Annotated in this window: 20 protein-coding genes; 16 read left to right on the plus strand and 4 right to left on the minus strand. The window is 62.9% G+C overall.

The annotated features are described in order from the left end of the window. Nucleotides 1-167: 167 nt before the first annotated feature. Nucleotides 168-1064: a metallophosphoesterase gene (locus X739_RS150025; protein ID WP_023771678.1), complete on the plus strand. Its 897-nt coding sequence runs from the start codon at nucleotides 168-170 to the stop codon at nucleotides 1062-1064. 8 nt (nucleotides 1065-1072) lie between these two features. On the opposite strand, the gene X739_RS150020 is transcribed toward X739_RS150025, so the two are convergent. After that, nucleotides 1073-2323 carry a cellulase family glycosylhydrolase gene (locus X739_RS150020; protein ID WP_023794863.1) on the minus strand — a complete coding sequence of 417 codons (1251 nt, stop codon included), beginning with the start codon at nucleotides 2321-2323 and terminating at the stop codon, nucleotides 1073-1075. Nucleotides 2324-2378: 55 nt separating this feature from the next. Between X739_RS150020 and ybgC the strand changes: the two genes are divergently transcribed. The 9 genes from ybgC to ftsH all read left to right on the plus strand — a co-directional run bounded on the left by ybgC (nucleotide 2379) and on the right by ftsH (nucleotide 12400). Continuing rightward, nucleotides 2379-2858, plus strand: coding sequence for a tol-pal system-associated acyl-CoA thioesterase (gene ybgC, locus X739_RS150015; RefSeq protein WP_023794864.1), 480 nt, complete (start codon nucleotides 2379-2381; stop codon nucleotides 2856-2858). A 269-nt stretch (nucleotides 2859-3127) separates the two neighbouring features. Next, entirely contained in the window at nucleotides 3128-3838 is a 711-nt protein-coding gene (tolQ, locus tag X739_RS150010; protein ID WP_023771675.1) for a protein TolQ, read from the plus strand. A gap of 9 nt (nucleotides 3839-3847) precedes the next feature. Then, a complete protein-coding gene (tolR, locus tag X739_RS150005; protein WP_023784270.1) occupies nucleotides 3848-4303 on the plus strand; it encodes a protein TolR in 456 nt (151 codons plus the stop codon). Nucleotides 4304-4310: 7 nt separating this feature from the next. Next, nucleotides 4311-5468 (plus strand): TonB family protein, encoded by a 1158-nt coding sequence (locus X739_RS150000; protein ID WP_023794865.1) that lies wholly within the window; start codon nucleotides 4311-4313, stop codon nucleotides 5466-5468. Between the two features lie 40 nt (nucleotides 5469-5508). Continuing rightward, nucleotides 5509-6819: a Tol-Pal system beta propeller repeat protein TolB gene (tolB, locus tag X739_RS149995; protein ID WP_023771672.1), complete on the plus strand. Its 1311-nt coding sequence runs from the start codon at nucleotides 5509-5511 to the stop codon at nucleotides 6817-6819. 248 nt (nucleotides 6820-7067) lie between these two features. Beyond that, nucleotides 7068-7574: a peptidoglycan-associated lipoprotein Pal gene (pal, locus tag X739_RS149990; RefSeq protein WP_015315272.1), complete on the plus strand. Its 507-nt coding sequence runs from the start codon at nucleotides 7068-7070 to the stop codon at nucleotides 7572-7574. Between the two features lie 212 nt (nucleotides 7575-7786). Continuing rightward, the gene (gene ybgF, locus X739_RS149985; protein WP_023771670.1) at nucleotides 7787-8881 is read left to right on the plus strand and encodes a tol-pal system protein YbgF; all 1095 of its coding nucleotides are present in this window, start codon (nucleotides 7787-7789) and stop codon (nucleotides 8879-8881) included. Between the two features lie 58 nt (nucleotides 8882-8939). Then, complete coding sequence (gene tilS / locus X739_RS149980) at nucleotides 8940-10349, plus strand: tRNA lysidine(34) synthetase TilS (RefSeq protein WP_023794866.1); 1410 nt, start codon at nucleotides 8940-8942, stop codon at nucleotides 10347-10349. A gap of 122 nt (nucleotides 10350-10471) precedes the next feature. Further along, complete coding sequence (gene ftsH / locus X739_RS149975; RefSeq protein ID WP_023775386.1) at nucleotides 10472-12400, plus strand: ATP-dependent zinc metalloprotease FtsH; 1929 nt, start codon at nucleotides 10472-10474, stop codon at nucleotides 12398-12400. A 67-nt stretch (nucleotides 12401-12467) separates the two neighbouring features. Here ftsH and X739_RS01000000166155 read toward each other — a convergent pair whose 3' ends face one another. Beyond that, nucleotides 12468-12836 carry a helix-turn-helix domain-containing protein gene (locus tag X739_RS01000000166155; protein ID WP_023794867.1) on the minus strand — a complete coding sequence of 123 codons (369 nt, stop codon included), beginning with the start codon at nucleotides 12834-12836 and terminating at the stop codon, nucleotides 12468-12470. Nucleotides 12837-13019: 183 nt separating this feature from the next. On the opposite strand from X739_RS01000000166155, the gene X739_RS149970 reads away from it, so the two are divergent. Both X739_RS149970 and X739_RS149965 read left to right on the plus strand, forming a co-directional pair. Then, nucleotides 13020-13784, plus strand: a complete 765-nt coding sequence (locus tag X739_RS149970; protein ID WP_023794868.1) for an SDR family oxidoreductase — start codon at nucleotides 13020-13022, stop codon at nucleotides 13782-13784. Nucleotides 13785-13812: 28 nt separating this feature from the next. After that, nucleotides 13813-14682 (plus strand): NAD(P)-binding domain-containing protein, encoded by an 870-nt coding sequence (locus X739_RS149965; protein ID WP_023794869.1) that lies wholly within the window; start codon nucleotides 13813-13815, stop codon nucleotides 14680-14682. Nucleotides 14683-14751: 69 nt separating this feature from the next. On the opposite strand, the gene X739_RS149960 is transcribed toward X739_RS149965, so the two are convergent. After that, the gene (locus X739_RS149960; protein ID WP_023794870.1) at nucleotides 14752-15204 is read right to left on the minus strand and encodes a hypothetical protein; all 453 of its coding nucleotides are present in this window, start codon (nucleotides 15202-15204) and stop codon (nucleotides 14752-14754) included. Nucleotides 15205-15495: 291 nt separating this feature from the next. Further along, nucleotides 15496-16368 (minus strand): hypothetical protein, encoded by an 873-nt coding sequence (locus X739_RS149955; protein WP_023794871.1) that lies wholly within the window; start codon nucleotides 16366-16368, stop codon nucleotides 15496-15498. A 368-nt stretch (nucleotides 16369-16736) separates the two neighbouring features. On the opposite strand from X739_RS149955, the gene glmM reads away from it, so the two are divergent. From glmM to X739_RS149935, 4 genes are all read left to right on the plus strand, one after another. Then, a complete protein-coding gene (gene glmM / locus X739_RS149950) occupies nucleotides 16737-18092 on the plus strand; it encodes a phosphoglucosamine mutase (RefSeq protein WP_015315278.1) in 1356 nt (451 codons plus the stop codon). Nucleotides 18093-18339: 247 nt separating this feature from the next. Then, nucleotides 18340-19200: an outer membrane protein gene (locus tag X739_RS149945; RefSeq protein WP_023775392.1), complete on the plus strand. Its 861-nt coding sequence runs from the start codon at nucleotides 18340-18342 to the stop codon at nucleotides 19198-19200. A 208-nt stretch (nucleotides 19201-19408) separates the two neighbouring features. Then, nucleotides 19409-20185, plus strand: a complete 777-nt coding sequence (locus X739_RS149940) for an outer membrane beta-barrel protein (RefSeq protein ID WP_023794872.1) — start codon at nucleotides 19409-19411, stop codon at nucleotides 20183-20185. Between the two features lie 260 nt (nucleotides 20186-20445). Further along, a complete protein-coding gene (locus X739_RS149935) occupies nucleotides 20446-21621 on the plus strand; it encodes a phosphoserine transaminase (RefSeq protein ID WP_023775394.1) in 1176 nt (391 codons plus the stop codon). Nucleotides 21622-21631: the final 10 nt, after the last annotated feature.

The following is a 21631-nucleotide window of genomic DNA, read 5'->3' on the forward strand; positions in this document are numbered from 1 at the left end:
GCATCAGTGAACGGGCCTGCGCAAATTCTCCTCATCTTCGCCGGTTTACCGGCGTATTGCTGGATTGTATCGGGTGCGCTGCATCCCTGCATGTCCTCCTCCCGACCGAGATCGCTTTTGGGTGACATGTAGCAGCGCATGCCGAAGTGAGGTGCCGGAGCCACTTGATGATAACCAGACGCGGGTTCCTGCGCTTTATCGGCGGGTCGTTCCTGTCGGTCGCCTCCTTCAGCGCCTACGCCGTCGGCATCGAGCCGATGCTGCTGACGCATGTGAAGCGCTATGCGCTGACGCCACCGCATTGGCCGGCCGGATTGAAGCTGCGGGTCGTCGCGCTGGCCGACATCCATGCCTGCCGGCCGTGGATGACGCCGGAGCGGATCGCTTCGCTTGCCGAAGAGGCGAATGCCCTTAAGCCGGACCTGATCGTGCTACTCGGCGACTACATAGCCGGCATGCGCCTGGTGTCGCAAAGGGTGACGCCGCCGGAATGGGCTGGCGCCCTGTCGGGCCTCAAGGCGCCGCTCGGCGTGCTGTCGATCCTTGGCAATCACGACTGGTGGGCCGACGGCTTCGCGCAGCGTGCCGAAGTCGGCCCGACGATCGCGCGCAAGGCACTGGAGAAAGCCGGCATCACGGTGCTGGAGAACGACGCCGTGCGTCTGGAAAAGGACGGACATGGCGTCTGGATCGCCGGCCTCGCCGATCAGTTGGCGCTGTTGCCGAAAAAGAAGCACGAGCCTCCCAGGGGATTGGATGATCTCGACGGCACGCTGGCCAAAATCAGCGACGCCGCGCCCGTCATCCTGCTGGCGCACGAACCGGACATTTTTCCAAAAGTGCCGTGGCGTGTGTCGCTGACGCTATCGGGACACACCCATGGCGGGCAGGTGCGCCTGTTCGGCTATTCGCCGATCGTGCCGTCCCAGTTCGGCAACCGCTACGCCTATGGCCATGTCGTCGAGAACGACCGCAACCTGATCGTCTCGGGCGGGCTTGGCTTCAGCAATTTGCCGATCCGTTTCGGAATGCGTCCGGAAATCCTGCAGATCGACCTCGGCTGACCAGCGCGTCAGGGCAGGCTTCGGATTGCGTCCAGCACGTCAGGCTCGGCCTTGTCGCCATTGAACGCGCCGACGACGCCGAAAGCCCCGCCATAGCTCCACACCGACCATGAGAAGCCATGCGCTTCGGCCCGAGCGATCATGTCCCTGACATAGGCGGCCCGATATTCGGCCGGCATCACATAGGCATTGCCATACTCCTGGCGGATCATGCCGAACTCGCCCAGCGTGATGTCTTCCGGCTTGATGCCGTTGGCCTTCGCCCAAGCTTCGACAGCCTTGAACGGCGCATCCATCAAGCCAAGCAGCTTGTCGGCGCTGTCCATGCTGGCGACCTGCTCGTCGAGATAGGCAAGCAGGCCATTCTGACGTGTCCACGGCGCCTCGGCCTTGATCCGGGCGCGGATGGTGTCCAGCGTCACATCAAGCTGCGCCTTCGGCACAGCGGTCAAAGGATAGGGAAGGCCGGTCACATAGGGAATGAAGTCGCCGGCCCAGGTCGCGCCCTGATGGGTGAGCAGGAACGGGTCGTAGGAGTGGAAGGTCCAGATGACGTTGTCGTCGGGGATCGTCTTCGGGTCGATCTTTTCCAGAGACGAAGCAGCGGAATAGCAAGCTCCGGTCAGGACCAGCGTCAGTTTCGTCGCCGAGGCGCGCGCCGCCGCGAACAGCTTGCGCTGGCGGTCGGGCCACAGGCTGGTGCCGTCGCTGTCGCAATCGACGATCGGCTCGTTCATCGGCTCGAAAGCGACCTTTTCGGGATCTTCGGCGGCCAGCTTGCGCGCCATGCCGCGAACCACCTCGACATAGCGGTCGAAGGTCGCGGGGCCGTCCATCACCTCGCCCATGCCGATCTTGCGGCCGCCGCCGGCCGGAATCAGGTGCATGTCGACGATGACCTTCAGCCCGGCGCGATTGATCATGCGCGCCGAGTCCAGCACGCTGGCATAGAGTTGGTCACGAAGGTCCGTTGTCTTGTCCGAGAGGAAAGGCGACGGATCGACCGGCATGCGCAGGAAATCGAAGCCGGCATCCTTCAGCGCCTTGAGGTCGTCCTCGTTGAGGAATTGGCGCCATTCCGGGTAGGGCAGGATGGCCTTGGCATCATCCCACTGATCCTCACCGGGCCAGGTGACCCACTGGTCGAGATTGAGACCACGCTTCATGGAGAAGGTCGCCGCCTCTCCCGAAAGTGTAGAAGCGGCCAGCGCCAGCACGACCGCCATCAAGCTCTTGATCATCGTCGTCAACAGTGCCATCGGGTTCATGCGCCAAGAAAATACCTGCCGCGTCGGCATCCAAAAGGGAAGCGCAATGGGCGATCATGGTGAATCCGCGGCATTGCTGGCCGGGCTTTCCGGTGCGCTGACCGAGTTCGGCCACCGGCTGATGGCGCGGGTCTATTATGCCGATACCGATTTCTCGGGCGTCGTCTATCACGCGCGCTATCTCGAATTCCTCGAGCGCGGCCGCTCCGACTATCTCAGGCTCACCGGCGTGCATCACACCGAACTCGCCGACGGCAAGCACGGCGAGAAGATCGTGTGGGTGGTGCGCCGCATGGAGATCGACTTCCGCATCCCCGCCCGTATCGATGACATCCTGACCGTCGATACCCGCACCGAGACCATTTCCGGCGCGCGTCTCTTCATGGCACAGCAGCTCAAGCGCGGCGACGAGGTGCTGGTCGAGGCCAAGGTCGAGGCGGCGATCATCGGCGAGAACGGCCGGCCGAGGCGTTTTCCCAGGGAATGGGTGGCGGCGTTCATGCCCAAGGTCTTTCCCCAAGACTGATTGGACGGATCGCGTGCTGACTTCGCCGGCGGCGCCGCTGGGGCGCGGCAATGCGCCGCGCCTTATGGACTAACCCATCCTTAACCATAACGGTTCATGAAGAGATTGGTGAAGATTGGCGTTATCCAGCGCCTTCCTTTCACCAATATTTGCCCCGAAAAGGCCGCTAACGGCACGGTTTGGGGTGTCCGGTAGCTTCGTGCGAACCGACCACAAGGGATGCCATGGGCCAGCCGCCAGCTTCGCCCGGAAATCTTAAGGACGTAACGATGGAAAATATCGCACTCGCCGAACCGGGCGCGCAATTGTCGATTTGGGCCTTGTTCATGCAGGCCAGCTGGGTGGTCAAGCTGGTCATGATCGGGCTGCTCTGCGCTTCGGTGTGGACATGGGCGATCATCGTCGACAAGCTGGTTGCCTATGGCCGCATGCGGCTGGCGCTGAATCGCTTCGAGCAGGTGTTCTGGTCCGGACAGTCGCTGGAAGAACTTTACCGCACGCTCGCCGACCGCAAGACGACAGGCATGGGCGCCATTTTCGTCGCGGCGATGCGCGAGTGGAAGAAGAGCTTCGAGAAGGGCGCCAAGACGCCGCTCGGGCTGCAGACCCGCATCGACAAGGCCATGGACCTGGCGCTGACCCGCGAGATGGAGAAGCTGGAGGGGCGCCTCGGCTTCCTCGCCACCACCGGTTCGGCCGCCCCCTTCATCGGCCTGTTCGGCACGGTCATCGGTATCATGACCTCCTTCCAGGCCATTGCCGGCTCCAAGAACACCAGCCTCGCGGTGGTTGCGCCCGGTATCGCCGAGGCGCTGCTGGCGACAGCCATCGGCCTGCTCGCCGCTATCCCGGCGGTCATCGCCTATAACAAGCTGTCATCGGATGCGAGCAAGATTGCCGTGCGCATGGAAGGGTTCTCCGACGAGTTCTCCGCCATACTCTCGCGCCAAATCGATGAAAAAGTCGCGCCGAAGGCCTGAGGGACGATCATGGGAATGTCTGTAGGCGCAGGTGGTGGACGTGGCGGCCGAGGTCATAGACGGCGTGGGCGCCACCATGCACTGATGTCGGAGATCAACGTGACGCCGATGGTCGACGTCATGCTGGTGCTCCTGATCATCTTCATGGTCGCGGCACCGATGCTGACGGTCGGCGTGCCGATCGACCTGCCCGACACGCAGGCCAAGGCGATGAATGCCGACACTCAGCCGATCACCGTCTCGATCGACGCGACCGGCAAGATCTTCCTGCAGGAAACCGAGATCCCGATCGAGGAGCTGGTGGCCAAGCTGCAGGCGATCTCGAAGACCGGCTATGAAGAGCGCATCTTCATCCGCGGCGACAAGTCGACCGACTACGGCACGGCGATGAAGGTGATGGCCCGCATTTCGGCCGCTGGCTACAAGAACATCGGCCTGGTTTCACTGCAGGAACAGGATCAATAGACGCACGATGAGGACCGGCCTCACCACATCGGTGATCTTGCATACGGCGGTGCTGGCCTTCGGCCTGTTCACGCTGTCGGCGCCTGCCGCGCTTCCGTCCGCTGATGTCGAGTCGGTCGCGGTCGATATCGTGCCGATGGAATCAATTGCGCAGACGCTGCAGGGCGACAAGAAGGCCGTCATGCATGAAAAGCCGGCGCCGTTGTCGACGCAGCGTCCCGATATCGTGCCGAATGCGCAGAAGGTCGGCGAAAACAGCGTCGATACCGACAAGCCGATAACGCCTGAAGCCAAGCCGAAACCCGTCGACACGACCTCGGCTCCGGCGCCAGCGCCGACCCCGAAGGAGATCCCGAAGACCGAGGACGTGCCGAAGCCGCAGGAAAAGCCCAAGCCCATTCCGGCGACGGAAGTGGCGCCAGCGCCGACGCCCAAGGAAGAGGTCAAGCCCGAGCCGGTCAAGCAGACCGAGCCCAAGCCGACTCCGGCAAAGCCCGCGCCGACACCGCCGCCGCAGGACAAGACCGCCGCCATCGATCCGACGCCCGAGGTCAAGCCGGACGCCGTCGCCGAGGCCATAGCCAAGGACCCGCCCACCGAGGAGACGCAGTTGCCGAATTCGGCGCCCGCGCCCGAGGCCCGGCCGAAGCCGCAGCCGGCACAGGCCGAAAGCGCCAAGGCGCCGGAACGCAAGGATGCCGACAAGCCAGTCAAGGAAGCCTCGTCCAAGCCAAAGTCGGACGACAAGCAGTTCAACGCCAATGAGATTTCCGCCCTCCTGGACAAGCAGAAGCCGTCCGGCGGCGGCGCCAAGCGCTCGACGCAGCAAGCGTCGCTCGGCGGCGACAAGGATCAGGGCCAAAAGCTGTCGAAGTCGGAGCAGGGTGCCCTGGAAAGCCAGCTCGGCGGTTGCTGGACCTTGCCGGCCGGGCTTGAAGGTTCGGAGAATTTCGTCGTCGTCGTCCGTTTCAACCTGAACAACTCCGGCAAGCTCGACGGCCGTCCGTCCGTTGAAACATCGAGCGGCAACAGGCAGTTCGACGAGAGCGCGGTGCGCGCGGTTCAGAAATGCGACATGGCCGGCCTGCAGGTTCCCGCCGGCAAGCAGGACATCTGGAACGACATCCGGGTCACCTTCGATCCAAGGGAGATGCTCGGCCTCTAAGGCCCTGTCATCCAAAAATCAGTATGAGAAGCGAGAAGACATGAAATCAATCCTCAAGCCGCTCCTGATGATCGCAGCCATGGCGATGGGCATGACCGCTGCCGGCACGCTGCCGGCGCTGGCGCTCGTCGAGCTCAACGTCAACAAGGGCAATGTCGAGCCGCTGCCGATCGCCATCACCGATTTTCAGGGCGGCGACGCACTTGGCGCCCAGATTTCCCAGATCGTCACCGCCGATTTGAAGCGCTCCGGCCTGTTCGCGCCGATCGACAAGAGCGCCTTCATCGAGAAGATCGCCAATCCGGACGCAACCCCCCGCTTCGACGACTGGAAGGTGATCAATGCGCAGGCTCTGGTCACCGGCAGCGTCAGCAAGGAAGCAGACGGCCGCATCCGCGCCCAGTACCGGCTGTGGGACACATTCGCGGGCCAGCAGATGGCCGGTGAGCAGTTCTTCGCCAACGACGCCAATCAGCGCCGCGTCGCCCACATCATCGCCGACGCCATCTATGAGCGGCTGACCGGCGAGAAGGGCTATTTCGACACGCGCGTCGTGTTCATCGACGAGTCCGGCGCCAAGAACGCGCGCAAGAAGCGCCTCGCCATCATGGACCAGGACGGCGCCAACGTCCGCTATCTTTCGGACGGCAGGTCGATCGTGCTGACGCCGCGCTTCTCGCCGAACCGGCAGGAAATCACTTACATGTCCTATGAGAGCGGCCAGCCCAGGGTCTATCTCCTGCAGATCGAGACGGGGCAGCGCGAACTGGTCGGCAATTTTCCAGGCATGACGTTTGCACCGCGCTTCTCGCCCGACGGCCAGAAGGTGATCATGAGCCTGCTGCGCGACGACGGCAATTCCAACATCTTCGCCATGGACCTGCGCAGCCGTTCGACGACGCGACTGACCAACTCGACAGCCATCGACACCTCGCCCTCCTATTCGCCCGACGGCAGCAAGGTGGTGTTCACCTCCGACCGTGGCGGTCGCGCGCAGATCTACGTCATGGGCGCCGACGGATCGGGCCAGACCCGCATCTCGTTCGGCGACGGCGTCTATTCGACGCCGGTGTGGTCGCCGCGCGGCGACCTCATCGCTTTCACCAAGCAGAGCGGCGGCGAATTCCAGATCGGCGTCATGAAGACCGACGGCTCGGGCGAGCGCATCCTGTCGTCCGGGTTCCAGCAGGAAGGCCCGACCTGGGCGCCGAATGGCCGCGTGCTGATGTTCTTCCGCGACGCCAACGGCGGCCCGAAACTGGTTTCCGTTGATCTCACCGGCCGCAACGAGCAGCCGATCCCGACGACGAATTTCGCTTCGGATCCGGCCTGGTCGCCGCTGCTGGAATAGGGTCGGCTGAATTGCCGCACACGTCGAAAAGGGGCCATTTCGCCCCCTTTCCATGCCTTCGTCGCGTTTTAGCCGCATTTCCGCCTAGGGTCCGCGCCAACTGTGGCCTATGACAAAACAGCTGCGGACGGGCAGCCTAAACCAAATTTTAACCGTGTTTCTTGAATGCCAGTTAACCCAAACGTGGTTACTGGGTGATCAACGAAATCACTCGAAACATGATCACTCGAATACGAAGGAGAGGCGGCATGGGCCGTATCGCAGCACTGACCAGAAACCCGGCCATGATCGCGCTGGTGGCGATGCTCGCCATCACCGGTTGCGCTTCGAAGAAGACCCCGAACAGCGCTGCTGACCTTGGCCTCAATGGCGCGGGTGCCGCAACACCCGGCTCGGCACAGGACTTCACCGTCAACATCGGCGACCGCATCTTCTTCGATACGGACTCGACCTCGATCCGTGCCGACGCACAGACGACGCTGTCGCGCCAGGCACAGTGGCTGAACCAGTACAAGCAGTATGCCATCGTCGTCGAAGGCCATGCCGACGAACGCGGCACGCGCGAATACAATCTTGCGCTCGGTGCCCGCCGTGCCGCCGCCACGCGGGACTTCCTGGTTTCCAAGGGCGTTTCGGCGAGCCGTCTCAAGACGATTTCGTACGGCAAGGAACGTCCGGTCGCCGTATGCGACGACATCTCCTGCTGGTCGCAGAACCGCCGCGCCGTCACCACGCTCAGCGGCGCTGGCTCCTGAGCCGTCGCGCGCCGAAAGGCGCGCACGGCACAGATGGCAAAAATACAACACCTCTTTGCGAAAGGCGGCCCTCGGGCCGCCTTTTTCATATCCTGACGCCCGAAACAAAATTTGGCCGAAGTCTCGCGTCCTGCTATGAGCCGAGGGCGCTTGGCTGGTCTCACATCGATTGGAAGGCGCGAACAAGCTAACGATTGGACGGCGAGAGACACATGCATTTGAGATCGGTTCTGAGCGGCACGCTTGCGCTGCTGCTCCTATCAGGCCTAACCGCTTCGGCGAGCGGTACAGGGCAATCAGCCGAGCCCGGCTTTTCCTTCCATCTGCCGACACTCGAGTTGCCCAGCCTTTTCGGCGAGAAGAAAAAGCAGGATCAGGTCCAGCTCGCCCAGTCGAGCGGCGCCGGCGTGACCGGGCTCGAGGACCAATTGCGGCAGCTGACCGGCAAGGTCGAGGAACTCAATTTCCAGATCCTGCAGATGCAGGAGCAGATCCGCAAACAGCAGGAAGACAACGAGTTCCGCTTCCAGCAGCTAGAAGGCGGCTCGCAAGGTGGTCAACCGCCGGCGCAGAAGAAATCAGACGCCACCACCGGGACCAACACCGACGTGGCCTCGGCCCCGGCAACCCAGGCGCCGGCCGATGCCGGCGCCGCGCCGGGCGGCGATCAATCCACAGGCGGCAAGACGGTCGAGGACGTCATCGTCGAATCGCCCGACGGTGACCCCGGCAAGGTGATCCCCGGCAAGGGAGCGCCCGAAAAGACCTTTGGATCCATCACTGTCGACAAGAACGGCAATGTGATCGATGCCGGCGGCAGCACGCAGGCGACCGCGCCGGCACAGGACACGGCACCAGCCGCCAGCGCGCCGGCCAAGGCCGGCAAGTCCGGCGGCACGGTGGTCGCGGCGCTGCCCGCGACCAACAATCCCGAAGAGCTTTATCGCAACTCCTACCAGTTCATCCTGTCGGGTGACTACGGCACCGCCGAACAGGGTTTCCGGGATCATATCTCGCGCTTCCCCAAGGACGCCAAGGCGGCGGACGCGCATTACTGGCTGGGGGAATCGCTGCTTGGCCAGCAGAAATACCGCGATGCGGCGGAAGTGTTCCTCGCCGCCAGCAAGGACTATCCCAAAGCCAAGAAGGCGCCCGACATGCTGTTGAAGCTGGGCGTGTCGCTGGTCGGCCTCAAGCAGCACGATGTTGCCTGCGCCACCTTCAGCGAGGTCGGCAAGCGCTATCCCGACATTTCCAGCACACTCAAGGAACGGGTCAAGCAGGAGAAGGCCTTGGCTGCGTGCTGATCGTTCGCAGGGATGTCGCAGCCCCAAAGCCGGGACCGCTTTTTGGCGACATGGATTGATGCTCGATACCGGGCCTGATCTTTCGACTGGACTCTTTTCGCATATCGATTTTTCCAACGGCGCCGTCGCGGCCGTATCCGGGGGCAGCGATTCGACTGCGCTCCTTCTCCTTCTCAAACAGCATCTCGACAAAACCGCACCGTCCGCGAAGCTGCTCGCGGCCACGATCGACCACGGCTTGCGGCAAGGTTCGGCCGATGAGGCGCGGACCGTGGCGAAGCTTTGCGCGGATCGCGGCGTCGCCCACCGCATCCTGGCCTGGTCAAGCGCCAAGCCGTCGACCGGCCTGCCGGCGGCGGCGCGCGAGGCGCGCTACCGGCTGCTGGCCAGCGCCGCCCGGGCGGAAGGGATCGGCCTGATCGTGACCGGGCATACCGCGGACGACCAGGCCGAGACGGTGCTGATGCGGCGCGATCGCAACGATGCGACCCGCGGCGAGGGACGGGGCCTGGCCGGCATGGCGCCCGCCACCCTGCATGCCTGGCGCGACTGGANCGGCATGGCGCCCGCCACCCTGCATGACTGGCGCGACTGGATCTTGCGGCCGCTTCTTGGCGTGCGGCGCCATGCGCTACGCGACTTCCTGCGGCTCCAACAAGTCGGCTGGGCCGAGGACCCGACCAATGCCGATAAAGCCTTCGAGCGGCCCCGCATGCGCGCAGCCCTTGCCGGGGAGGCTGGCGCACAACGCATGAACGACGCGCTGGCGTTGGCCGCGCGGCAGGCCGGCGACCGGACGCGGCTTGGCGGTGAGGCAGCCCGTCTGATCGAGCGCTTTGCCAGCCAGCCGGCGGCGGGCCTCATCCGGCTCGATCCGGCCCTGCTCGGCGCCGGCGCCGATCGGGCGGCCGTATACGCACTGCGCGTTCTCCTGGCGACGTCAGGTGGGGTTGCCTTCCTTCCGGACCAGGCCCGCGGCGAAGCGTTGTTCGCCCGGCTGAAAGCCGGATTTCTTTGCGCCACATTGTCGCGGACAGTGATCGACTTCCGGCGCGCCGGCATCTTCCTGCGTCGGGAGATGCGCGGCTTGCCGGCAGCGGCGGTAACGATCGACGGCGCCATCTGGGACGGGCGCCGCCAAATCACATTGAACGACGCCGGCGGCGCATTGTTGATCGCGCCATTCGGGGCAATGGCGGCGAAGCGGCTGGCTGTAGGCGGGGGCGAAACCCCGCCAAGCCTGCTGCGTGCGGCCTTGGCGGCGGAACCAGGATGGCCGCAACCCGTCGAGAAGGTGGGTCCGGAGCCTGATAGGCCGACATCGCAAGGGTTCGCGGCCTCGGCGGTCGTTGCTCCCTTTGCCCGTTTCCTGCCGTCCTTCGACCTAGCCCCGGCGCGCGCCGTCGCCGAGTTGATCGGCGCGGCGCCGCTTCCCGCCTTGCCATTGCGTGGTCACAGTGTCGGTTGATGCTAGCCGAAAGCTTAACCCAGACATGCTGTTCTGCTTGGCAAGGGGGTACGGTCTCCCTATGTTAGGCCCAAGTTTCCTCTCATGATGCTGTCCGCTCGCGGACGCCAACGGGACAATTGATGAATCCGAACTATCGCAACCTCGCGCTCTGGGCGATCATAGCGGTCCTGCTCATCGCCCTCTTCAATCTGTTCCAGACGCCGCAGACGCGCGGGGCTTCGAGCGATGTGCCTTATTCGCAGTTCCTGCAGGATGTCGCGGCCGGCCGGGTCAAGACGGTGACCATCGCGGGCGCCCGCATCACCGGCACCTACACCGACAATTCCAGCGGCTTCCAAACCTATTCGCCCGGCGATCCCCAACTGGTCTCGCGGCTGCAGGACAAGAACGTCACCATCAATGCGCGGCCCGAGACCGACGGCTCCAATTCGCTGTTCGGCTATCTAATCTCGTGGCTGCCGATGATCCTCATCCTCGGCGTGTGGATTTTCTTCATGCGCCAGATGCAGTCCGGCTCCGGGCGCGCCATGGGCTTCGGCAAGTCGAAGGCCAAGCTGCTTACCGAGGCGCATGGCCGCGTCACCTTCCAGGACGTCGCCGGCGTCGACGAAGCCAAGGAAGACCTCGAGGAGATCGTCGAATTCCTGCGCGATCCGCAGAAGTTCCAGCGCCTCGGCGGCAAGATTCCGCGCGGCGTGCTGCTGGTCGGCCCTCCCGGCACCGGCAAGACGCTGCTTGCCCGCTCGGTCGCTGGTGAAGCCAACGTGCCGTTCTTCACCATTTCGGGTTCGGATTTCGTCGAGATGTTCGTCGGCGTTGGCGCATCCCGTGTCCGCGACATGTTCGACCAGGCCAAGAAGAATGCGCCCTGCATCATCTTCATCGACGAAATCGACGCCGTCGGCCGCCATCGCGGTGCCGGCCTCGGCGGCGGCAATGACGAGCGCGAGCAGACGCTGAACCAGTTGCTGGTCGAGATGGACGGCTTCGAGTCCAACGAAAGCATCATCCTGATCGCCGCCACCAACCGGCCCGACGTGCTCGATCCGGCGTTGCTGCGTCCAGGCCGTTTCGACCGCCAGGTGGTGGTGCCGAACCCAGACATCGTCGGCCGTGAGAAGATCCTCAAGGTGCATGTGCGCAACGTGCCGCTGGCGCCCAATGTCGACCTCAAGGTCGTCGCTCGTGGTACGCCCGGATTCTCCGGCGCAGACCTGATGAACCTAGTCAACGAATCCGCGCTGATGGCGGCGCGGCGCAACAAGCGCCTCGTCACCATGGCCGAGTTCGAGGACGCCAAGGACAAGATCATGATGGGCGCCGAGCGCCGCTCGTCGGCCATGACCCAGGCCGAGAAGGAACTGACCGCCTATCACGAGGCCGGACACGCCATCCTGGCGCTCAACGTGCCGTCGGCCGATCCGCTGCACAAGGCGACCATCATCCCGCGCGGCCGCGCACTCGGCATGGTCATGCAGTTGCCGGAAGGTGACCGCTACTCCATGAGTTACAAATACATGGTCTCGCGCCTCGCCATCATGATGGGCGGCCGCGTCGCCGAGGAGTTCAAGTTCGGCAAGGAGAACATCACGTCCGGTGCTTCCTCCGACATCGAGCAGGCGACCAAGCTGGCGCGCGCCATGGTCACGCGCTGGGGCTTCTCCGACAAGCTCGGCCATGTCGCCTATGGCGACAACCAGGAGGAAGTGTTCCTCGGCCATTCGGTGGCGCGCACGCAGAACATCTCGGAAGAGACCGCGCAGATAATCGACGGCGAAGTGCGCCGCCTGATCGACGAGGCCTATTCGACGGCGAAGTCCGTGCTGACCAAGAAGAAGAAGGAATGGATCGCGCTGGCGCAGGGCCTGCTCGAATACGAGACGCTGTCCGGCGAGGAGATCAAGCAGCTGATCGCGGGCAACAAGCCCTCGCGCGACCTCGGCGACGACACGCCGCCGAGCCGTGGCTCGGCCGTGCCGAAGTCCGGCGGCCGCCGCAAGAAGGGTCCCGAGCCCGAAGGCGGCATGGAGCCACAGCCGTCAAGCTGAGCTGAGATCACCGGGTTCAAGAAAACGCCGCGGCTGTAACCCGCGGCGTTTTGCTACTCGGCGCTGATTACAACGCGTGGGGCGCCGGCGCGTCGGCCTTGCCGGGCCGCTGCCGGTCCGTTCGCCCGGCGTGTTGCATGCCCCATATGGCAAGTGGGATCAGCGCATTGTCCAGTTCGATACCAAAGTCGGTGATCGAATATTCGACCCTGGGCGGCGCTTCGGGGAAGACCTGGCGATGGACGATGCCGTCCGCCTCCATTTCGCGCAGCTGCTGGATCAGCATTTTTTCGCTGATGTCGGACACCAGCCGTTTCAGTTCCCCGAATCGCGCCGGTGCCTTGTGGATCTGCCAGAGCAGCAACGCTTTCCATTTGCCGCCGATCACCTCCAATGCCGGCCCCAGTCCGCAACTATCTGGCTGTTTCTTTCCCATATTTCATCCAATTCTGAGCAATCGGTGGGTGGCTTACATTTTTGTCGGTACTTGAGAAAAACCAAGTCGGTCCATAGCTTCGGATCAGATCGCCAACACCGGCGAGCACCACAACACCATATCGGTACCCCGCTTCGGCCTGCAAAGGCCGTTGATGGCGGGATTTTGTCAAAAGGATGCATCATGACGCGATACGCAAACAGGAAAGCCGTGGTCGTCGGCGGGACGCACGGCATCGGGCTCGCTGTCGCCGAAGCGCTGGTCGAGGGCGGCGCCGAGGTGCTGGTCACCGGCCGTGACGAACGCAACATCGATGCCGCACGGGCCAGGCTGTTTTCGCGCGCCCATGTGGTGCGGTCCGACATCGGCGACATGGCCGCTATCGTTACACTCGGCGCCGAGGTCGGGCAGAAGCTCGGGCATATCGATTTCCTGCACATCAATGCTGGGGTCGCCAATCTGGAGCCGGTGCCGCAGGTGACCGAGGACAGCTACGACCGCATCTTCAACATCAATATCAAAGGCGCCTTCTTCACCGTCCAGCGGCTTTTGCCCCTGATCAGGGATGGCGGCGCCATCGTCTTCACCTCGTCGGTCGCCGACGAATCCGGCACCAGTGGCATGAGCGTCTATTCCGGATCGAAGGCAGCCCTCCGTGCTTTCGCCAAGGTGCTGGCCGCCGAGCTTCTGCCGCGCCGCATCCGCGTGAATGTGGTCAGCCCCGGCTTCATCGACACGCCGACCATGGGTGTGGCCGGTGCGTCCGAGGAAGAACGCGCAGCCTTCATGAGGATAGGTGATGCGGTCACGCCGATGAAGCGTCACGGCACGGTTGAGGAGGTGGCGCGGGCGGTGCTGTTCCTGGCTTTCGACGCGACCTTCACCACGGGTGCGCGGCTGACCGTCGATGGCGGCCTTGGGCAGGATCTGAGCCTGATGCCGGCGTGACCGGCAAAGCGAACAAAGGAGAAGCAGAATGAGTGATATCGCTGTAGTCGGGCTCGGCGCCATGGGCACGGCGCTCGCCGAAGCCTTACTGGACAAGGGACACGCGGTGACGGTGTGGAACCGTTCAGCGGCAAAGTCGGAGGTCGTCGGGGCCAAGGGCGCCATTGTGGCCAGGAATGTCGAGGAGGCCGTCAGGTCGAGCCCGCTGGTCGTGGCATGCCTTCTTGTCTATGACACTGTCCATGAGGTGCTCGGTCCCGCGGGGAACGCGCTCTCGGGCCGCACATTGGTCAATCTCACCAACGGTACACCCGAACAGGCGCGGGCGATGTCCGCCTGGGCCGCCCGATGCGGTGCCGACTACATCGACGGCGGCATCATGGCGGTACCGCCGATGATCGGCGGGCAGCATGCCTTGATACTCTATAGCGGGTCCAGGCAAGCATTCGACGCTCATGCAGGACGGCTCGATGCGCTCGGCACCAGCAAGTATCTTGGCGAGGATGCCGGTCTCGCGCCGCTCTACGACATCTCGCTCCTGGCCGGCATGTACGGGTTGTTCGCCGGTGTCCTGCAGGCATTGGCTTTGACGGGCAAGGCTGGGATTCCTGCCGGCGAATTCATGCCGCTGCTGACATCGTGGCTTAAGGCGATGCAAGGCGCGTTGCCGATATGGGCGCAACAGGTCGACAGCGGCGACCACACCAGCAACGTCGTTTCCAACCTGGGCATGCAGGCAGATGCCTATGTCAATCTGGTCGATGCCAGCCGGGCGGCTGATGTCAGCATCGAACTCGTCTTGCCGATGCAAAACCTTATGCGACGCGGTGTGGCGGCTGGCATGGCCAATGCCGATCTTTCAAGCTTGGTCGGGCTCCTCTCCAAACAAGACACTTGAGCTGGCCATTGCCTAGCAAAAAGCCCGCGAACCTTGCGGCTTGCGGGCATTGTTTTCAGATGCAGACGATCAGCCCTTCAGCTTGGCATTGCAGAGGCTGTAATAACCGCCGCCCTTCTGGATCCAGCGAAGGCCGTTCAACGTACCTGCCTCCTTGTTGCCATGGTAACCCTGCAGGCATGTCTTCATCCGTGCCTTCGCGGGCTTTTCGGTCTCGAACTCGGCGGCGAGGGTGGTCGGGAACGTTACGCCCGCGGGCGCTACAGTGGGGACAAGTGCCGCGCTGGTTTCCTTGTTCGGCTGTGGCGCGGTTTCGACCGTATCCGCGCTGACACTCTCCGCAGTGGTCGTCGCGCATTTCTCCTTGCGGAAAGCGGCCCAGTCCATGCCGTTCAGAGTGCCGCTCTCCTTGGCTGTCCGATACGTCTCGCCACATTCCTTCATCGTCAGTGCGCTTGCAGGGGCGACGCCCCAAGCAATCGATGCCGTCACAGCCAATACCGCCAATTTCAAACTGGGCATAAGATTCTCCTGGTTGATGACAAGGTAGATGCTTTTTGTATACTGTTTGTTCCCTTTATGTTCAATCAGAATTTTTGTGAGTTACCGACAGCCTTGCGGAGGGCAGTGGGAGCGAATTGATGATGCACAGCTCCCGCGATATGCGGACGCGAGCAAGACCCGGGCGTCTTCGCGCAACAAAAGGCCCGCGAGCAGATGCATCGCGGGCCTTGCCTGTCTTGCCAGATTTTCCGTCTAATTCAATTCGATCTCAACCGTCATGCTCCATGGATCCGGGGAATGCCACGTGGCTCAGCCCTTCAGCTTGGCATTGCAGAGGCTGTAAAAGCCGCCGCCCTTCTGGATCCACTTCAGGCCGCCGAGCGCGTTGGCGTCCTTAAGGACATAGTACTGATCAAGGCAGGTATGCATGCGGCCTTTTCCGGGGGTCTCGCTGGCATATTTCGCCGAGATCGCGGACGGGAAGGTGACACCCTTGGGGGCAACCGTCGTCGGCTTTGCGGGTTCCTTGGTGTAGCTCGCCTCGCTTGGAGCGGGCACGCTGTCGTCATCCGAGGCACTAGCGCCGCACTCGCTCTTGCGGAAGTCGTTCCACTTCATGCCCTTCAGCGTGTTCGCCGTCTTGGCAGCCTGATACTTGGTGCTGCATTCGGCCATGCTCAGGCCCTTGCCAGAAGCCGCGGCAGGCGCGGTCGTGGTCGCAGCCTTGGTGGTCGCCGGTTTGGTGGTGTCGGCGGATGCGCCAGCGGCGCATTCGGCCTTGCGGAAGTCGTTCCACTTCATGCCGTTCAATGTGCCGGCGGCCTTCGCCGCCTGGTACTTGGTGCTGCATTCCTTGGCGGTCAGGCCCTTGGCCGTGCTGTCGGTGGCCGCCGCGGCGGCCTTGGTGGTCTTGGCCGGCTTGGTTTCGGCCGGCTTGGCTTCGGCCGCCTTGGTCGTGGCCGCCTTGGTCGTGGCCGCCTTGGTGTCGGTGGTGGCAGCGGCGTCAGTGCCGCACTGTGCCTTGCGGAACTGGTTCCAGGTCGCCCCGGCGAGTGTCCCCGCGTCCTTGGCGGCATTATACTTCGTGCTGCACTCGGCCATCGTCAGCGCGTTGGCTGGCGCGGCCAGGAACAACGTCGCGACCGCAAGGCCGGTCAGAGTAGCAATTCGGTGGATGAGCATAGCGTTTCTCCGTGGCTGCAGCCCATTATACGTCCCAGCGAATCAATACCGCTCAACGGTCGGTTGCGCCAGATGCCAGGCGGCTTATATATCGCCGAAAATCGCTTTCTGACGACAAGGTGATGAAATCATTCGGCCTGACTGCCGCCGAGGCAAGAATTCTCGGGGTGCATCCGCGCCGAATGGCTCGCAAAACTGGTATATGTGACGCTACAGCCTCTCCGTGCTAGGCTGCGGCCATGTTGTGTGCACCGCACAACAATGATTTTCTAAGGATTGGTAACATATAATCACACAATGTGATCGAGGCACGACGGCCAATTGTGGCATGACGTGCCGGCTAAGGACAACCAAGGAAACTGACTGGCATGGCAGGGAATTACTTCGGCACGGACGGCATTCGCGGGCGCGCCAACAAGTTTCCGATGACGGCGGAAATCGCCATGCGGGTCGGCATGGCCGCCGGCCTTTCGTTCCAGCGCGGCAGCCATCGCCATCGCGTCGTGCTCGGCAAGGACACCAGGCTGTCCGGCTATATGATTGAAAACGCGATGGTGGCCGGCCTTTGCGCCGCCGGCATGGACGTGTTTCTGCTCGGCCCGATCCCGACGCCCGCGGTTGCCATGCTGGTGCGCTCGCTGCGCGCCGACATTGGCGTCATGATCTCGGCCTCCCACAATCCCTACTACGACAACGGCATCAAGCTTTTCGGCCCAGACGGCTACAAGCTGTCCGACGAGATCGAAGAGCGCATCGAGAGCATGCTCGACAAGGATATCGAACTGGCGCTCGCCGATTCCGACGGGCTTGGCCGCGCCAAGCGCGTCGACGGCGTGCATGACCGTTACATTGAATTCGCCAAGCGCACCTTGCCGCGCTCGATGTCGCTTTCGGGTCTACGGATCGTCGTCGACTGTGCCAATGGCGCGGCCTACAAGGTGGCGCCCGAGGCGCTGTGGGAACTGGGCGCCGAAGTCGTGGCCATCAATGTCGAGCCCAATGGCTTCAACATCAACAAGGAATGCGGCTCGACCCATCCAGCCGATCTGCAGAAAAAGGTGCACGAAGTGCGCGCCGACATCGGCATAGCGCTTGATGGTGATGCAGACCGGGTCGTCATCGTCGACGAGAACGGCGCCATCGTAGACGGCGACCAGATCATGGCGCTGATTGCCGAGTCCTGGCACCAGAGCGGGCGGCTGGCTGGCGGTGGCGTCGTTTCGACGGTCATGTCCAATCTCGGCCTCGAGCGCTTTCTCGGCGACATGAAGCTGCAATTGCACCGCACCAAGGTCGGCGACCGCTATGTCGTGGAGCATATGCGCGCGCATGGGCTCAATGTCGGCGGTGAGCAGTCGGGCCACATCGTGCTGTCCGACTTCTCGACCACGGGCGACGGGTTGGTCTCGGCATTGCAGGTGCTGGCCTGCATCAAGCGGCAGGGCCGCCCTGTCAGCGAACTGTCGAAGAAGTTCGAGCCGGTCCCGCAACTGCTGAAGAACGTTCGCATCGCCGGCGGAAAACCGTTGGAGGAAGCCCCGGTCAAGGCCGCGATCGAGGACGCCCGCCATCGTCTCGGCAAGGCCGGGCGGCTGGTCATCCGTCCATCCGGCACCGAGCCGCTGATCCGTGTGATGGCCGAGGGCGACGATCCGCAACTGGTCGAGGCCGTCGTCAACGACATCGTCGGGGTCATCTCGGAAACCCGCAGCAGCGCTGCCTGATCCCCGCCCGCCCGGAAGGCGTCACGCCGCCGCCTTCATTGCATCCAAGCCTCCCTCCGGCGGGTTTTTGTTGGTGGAGGGTCGGTCTCCCTCTGTCGAAATCTTCGCCGGATCTCTGGGATTTTAGAGATTCGTGGTTAATCGACAGGGTTAAACGCCTTTTAACTTTTGCAATTCATTATCCACGCCTGAAAGCCAATCTTATTCGGACACGATCGCCGTTCCGAGGTTTCTAGGGGTGACAAGCATGTTCAATACAGCAAGAAAGGCCCTGTTCGCGCTGCTGTTCGCGGGCTTGGCCTGGCCGGTGCTCGCAGCTGACCTGCCCGAGCCGCAGGTCGAAGAAGCGCCGCCGCCGGTCTATGAGCAACCGGTCGATGTCGGCGGCTGGTATATCCGTGGCGACATCGACTATCACAAGTCGAAGGTGGGTGACATCGACTACATCACCTATGGCGCCGCGCCTTGCCCGTGCGGGCCTCCAGTCGGGGTCGCCGGCAGCAAGTCCTTCGACTATGGCAAGCTCAAGGGCGGTTTCTCGCTAGGCGCCGGCGTCGGCTACAAGATCAACGAACACTTCCGCACCGACCTGACCGCCGACTACTGGTTCAAGTCGAACTTCAATGGTGGCACCTCGGACCTCACCACGGTCTCGGTCGAGTCGTCGAAGATGAGCGCCTTGCTGCTTCTGGCAAATGCCTATGTCGATATCGGAACCTGGCACGGTATCACGCCCTATGTCGGCGCCGGTATCGGCGGAGCGCGCGTCAAGTGGGATACTGTCTACGACCCGACCCCGGGCGCAACCGAGTCCAACCCCGGAACATCCAGCTGGCGCTTCGCGTACGCGGTAATGGCCGGCGCCTCCTACTGCTTGACCGACAAAGTCATCCTCGATGCTGGCTACCGCTTCTCCCATATTCAGGGCGGTCGCATGTTCGAGTATGGTCCAGCCGGCGCCACGCCGGGCGCCGGGCCGGGCTTCGATCACGGCTTCAACACCCACGAGGTGCGCGGCGGTCTGCGTTACCAGTTCGGCGGCAACAACGGTTGCGCCGCGCCGGTGGTGGCCTATCAGCCGGAGCCCGAGCCGATCTACACCAAGTAATCGCTTCGAAGTTTCCAGGAATTCGTCGACCGCCCGGCATCAGCCGGGCGGTTTTCGTTTGAGGTGACCCGAGGCCGGCCCGTTCGAAATCAATTCAATAACCCTCTGTTAGCCTTAACCGGCACTTAACCACTATGGTTAACAATGGCTCATGAAACATTGGCCGCCGTTGCTTGTTTGACGGCGCCGAATTCGGGAGCCGGGGACCATGTTATCAATATCGCGTATGGCGCTGGCGATTGCCGCACTGCTGTTGCCGCTGACGCCTACAATCGCCGCCGACTACGATCCGCCGATCTATGTCGACCAGGCGCCGGATTATGTGCCGGTCGAGGTCGGCTCCGGATGGTATCTGCGCGGTGACGTCTCCTATCTGGTGCAGAAGAGTTTCAAGAATGGGGATTTCACCTTCCCGTCGGCGATCAACAACGAAAACTTTAGCGAGAGCGAAGATGCAATTTTTGCGAGCGTCGGCTTCGGATATCATTTCAACGATTACCTCCGCGCCGATCTCAACTTCGGCTATTTGCCGGGTAACAAGGCAAGCTTCGGCTATGACGATACTGCTACCGCACCGGCTGGAACGTCGATCATGGGATCGGGAAACCTGAAGAACTATGCGTTCTCAGGCATACTCAATGGCTATGTTGACCTTGGCACCTATGTTGGAATCACACCGTATGTCGGTGCGGGTGTCGGCGTCGTCGTGAGCAAACGCAGCCTCTCCGCCAGCTATGCCGAAGAGGCCACCCCCGCCAACGATTTCACGCTTGATGACAGCAAGACGCAGTATTCCCTCGCCTATACGTTGAATGCCGGTCTTGCGTATCAAGTGTCCAAGAATGTTTCCGTCGATCTCGGCTATCAGTATTTTTCCGCGCCTAGCGTCGAATACGCGACCGCCGCGAGCCTGACTTCCTTTCCGGTCAAGAAAGGGATCAGCAATCACCAGATCAAGCTCGGGCTGCGCTACGATCTCTGGTAGACTTGGGCAGATCGGGACTTTGACGGCGGATCTCTCGGGGTCCGCCGTTTGCATTTGAAGTCACGCGATCCTGATCGCGGCGCATTCCTGTTTGATGCCTGCCGTAGCCCCAAAACCGCCGCGTACTTTTAGGGCGCCATGCATCGGTATCCCGCCAGCGACAAAAACTTTCCTCTTGACGCCCGATGCCTGAACGCATATCGCCGTCCGTGGGCCACCCCTCCCCAACGAGGGGCCACTATCTGGAAGGATAGACCACGATGACGACGCTTACGAAGCCCGGACTCCGTCCGGCAAACCCCAATTTCTCCTCTGGTCCCTGCGCGAAACGTCCCGGCTGGTCGGTCGAGGCGCTGAAAGCTGCCGCACTCGGCCGTTCCCACCGCGCCAAGATCGGCAAGACCAAGCTCGAGCAGGCGATCGCGTTGACGCGCGAGATACTCAAGGTCCCGACCGACTACCGGATCGGCATCGTGCCGGCCTCCGACACCGGTGCCGTCGAGATGGCGCTGTGGTCGCTGCTCGGCGAGCGCGGCGTCGACATGGTCGCCTGGGAGAGCTTCGGCTCCGGCTGGGTCACCGACGTGGTCAAGCAGCTGAAACTCGCCGATGTCAGAAAGATCGAGGCCGGTTATGGCGCGCTGCCTGACCTGACCAAGATCGATTTCGACCGCGACGTGGTCTTCACCTGGAACGGCACGACGTCGGGCGTGCGCGTGCCGGACGGTGACTTCATCCCCGCCGATCGCAAGGGCCTGACCATTTGCGACGCTACTTCCGCGGCCTTCGCGCAAAAGCTCGATTTCGAAAAGCTCGATGTCGTCACCTTCTCCTGGCAGAAGGTGCTGGGCGGCGAGGGTGCGCATGGCATGCTGATCCTGTCGCCGCGTGCCGTAGCGCGGCTGGAGAGCTACAAGCCTTCATGGCCGCTGCCGAAAATCTTCCGCCTGACCTCGGGCGGCAAGCTGATCGAGGGCATTTTCAAGGGCGAAACCATCAACACGCCGTCGATGCTTTGCGTCGAGGACTACCTCGACGCGTTGAACTGGGCGAAGTCGGTCGGCGGCCTCGAAGCGCTGATTGCCAGGGCGGACGCCAATGCCGCCGTGCTCGACCGGTTCGTGGAAAGATCGTCCTGGCTCGGCCATCTTGCGGTGACGCCGGCGACACGCTCGAACACGTCGGTCTGTTTGTCCTTCACCGACCCGGATATCGCGGCGCTCGACGCTGATGGACAGGCGGCCTTTGCCAAGGGCCTAGTCTCGACGCTCGACAAGGAAGGCGTCGCCTACGACATCGGTTCTTATCGCGATGCCCCGCCGGGATTACGCATCTGGTGCGGCGCAACCGTCGAGACCTCCGATCTCGAAGCGCTGCTGCCTTGGCTCGACTGGGCCTTTGCCAGCCAGAAGGCGTCGCTCAAAGCGGCCGCCTGAGAGTTTCCGT

Source organism: Mesorhizobium sp. LNHC209A00 (assembly GCF_000502915.1).
GTDB lineage: Bacteria > Pseudomonadota > Alphaproteobacteria > Rhizobiales > Rhizobiaceae > Mesorhizobium.

Excerpts from the sequence above, each read along its gene's own strand:
- X739_RS150025 (WP_023771678.1), top strand. The coding sequence starts at position 168 with ATGATAACCAGACGCGGGTTCCTGCGCTTTATCGGCGGGTCGTTCCTG.
- X739_RS150020 (WP_023794863.1), bottom strand. The coding sequence starts at position 2,323 with ATGGCACTGTTGACGACGATGATCAAGAGCTTGATGGCGGTCGTGCTG.
- ybgC (WP_023794864.1), top strand. The coding sequence starts at position 2,379 with ATGGGCGATCATGGTGAATCCGCGGCATTGCTGGCCGGGCTTTCCGGT.
- tolQ (WP_023771675.1), top strand. The coding sequence starts at position 3,128 with ATGGAAAATATCGCACTCGCCGAACCGGGCGCGCAATTGTCGATTTGG.
- tolR (WP_023784270.1), top strand. The coding sequence starts at position 3,848 with ATGGGAATGTCTGTAGGCGCAGGTGGTGGACGTGGCGGCCGAGGTCAT.
- X739_RS150000 (WP_023794865.1), top strand. The coding sequence starts at position 4,311 with ATGAGGACCGGCCTCACCACATCGGTGATCTTGCATACGGCGGTGCTG.
- tolB (WP_023771672.1), top strand. The coding sequence starts at position 5,509 with ATGAAATCAATCCTCAAGCCGCTCCTGATGATCGCAGCCATGGCGATG.
- pal (WP_015315272.1), top strand. The coding sequence starts at position 7,068 with ATGGGCCGTATCGCAGCACTGACCAGAAACCCGGCCATGATCGCGCTG.
- ybgF (WP_023771670.1), top strand. The coding sequence starts at position 7,787 with ATGCATTTGAGATCGGTTCTGAGCGGCACGCTTGCGCTGCTGCTCCTA.
- ftsH (WP_023775386.1), top strand. The coding sequence starts at position 10,472 with ATGAATCCGAACTATCGCAACCTCGCGCTCTGGGCGATCATAGCGGTC.
- X739_RS01000000166155 (WP_023794867.1), bottom strand. The coding sequence starts at position 12,836 with ATGGGAAAGAAACAGCCAGATAGTTGCGGACTGGGGCCGGCATTGGAG.
- X739_RS149970 (WP_023794868.1), top strand. The coding sequence starts at position 13,020 with ATGACGCGATACGCAAACAGGAAAGCCGTGGTCGTCGGCGGGACGCAC.
- X739_RS149965 (WP_023794869.1), top strand. The coding sequence starts at position 13,813 with ATGAGTGATATCGCTGTAGTCGGGCTCGGCGCCATGGGCACGGCGCTC.
- X739_RS149960 (WP_023794870.1), bottom strand. The coding sequence starts at position 15,204 with ATGCCCAGTTTGAAATTGGCGGTATTGGCTGTGACGGCATCGATTGCT.
- X739_RS149955 (WP_023794871.1), bottom strand. The coding sequence starts at position 16,368 with ATGCTCATCCACCGAATTGCTACTCTGACCGGCCTTGCGGTCGCGACG.
- glmM (WP_015315278.1), top strand. The coding sequence starts at position 16,737 with ATGGCAGGGAATTACTTCGGCACGGACGGCATTCGCGGGCGCGCCAAC.
- X739_RS149945 (WP_023775392.1), top strand. The coding sequence starts at position 18,340 with ATGTTCAATACAGCAAGAAAGGCCCTGTTCGCGCTGCTGTTCGCGGGC.
- X739_RS149940 (WP_023794872.1), top strand. The coding sequence starts at position 19,409 with ATGTTATCAATATCGCGTATGGCGCTGGCGATTGCCGCACTGCTGTTG.
- X739_RS149935 (WP_023775394.1), top strand. The coding sequence starts at position 20,446 with ATGACGACGCTTACGAAGCCCGGACTCCGTCCGGCAAACCCCAATTTC.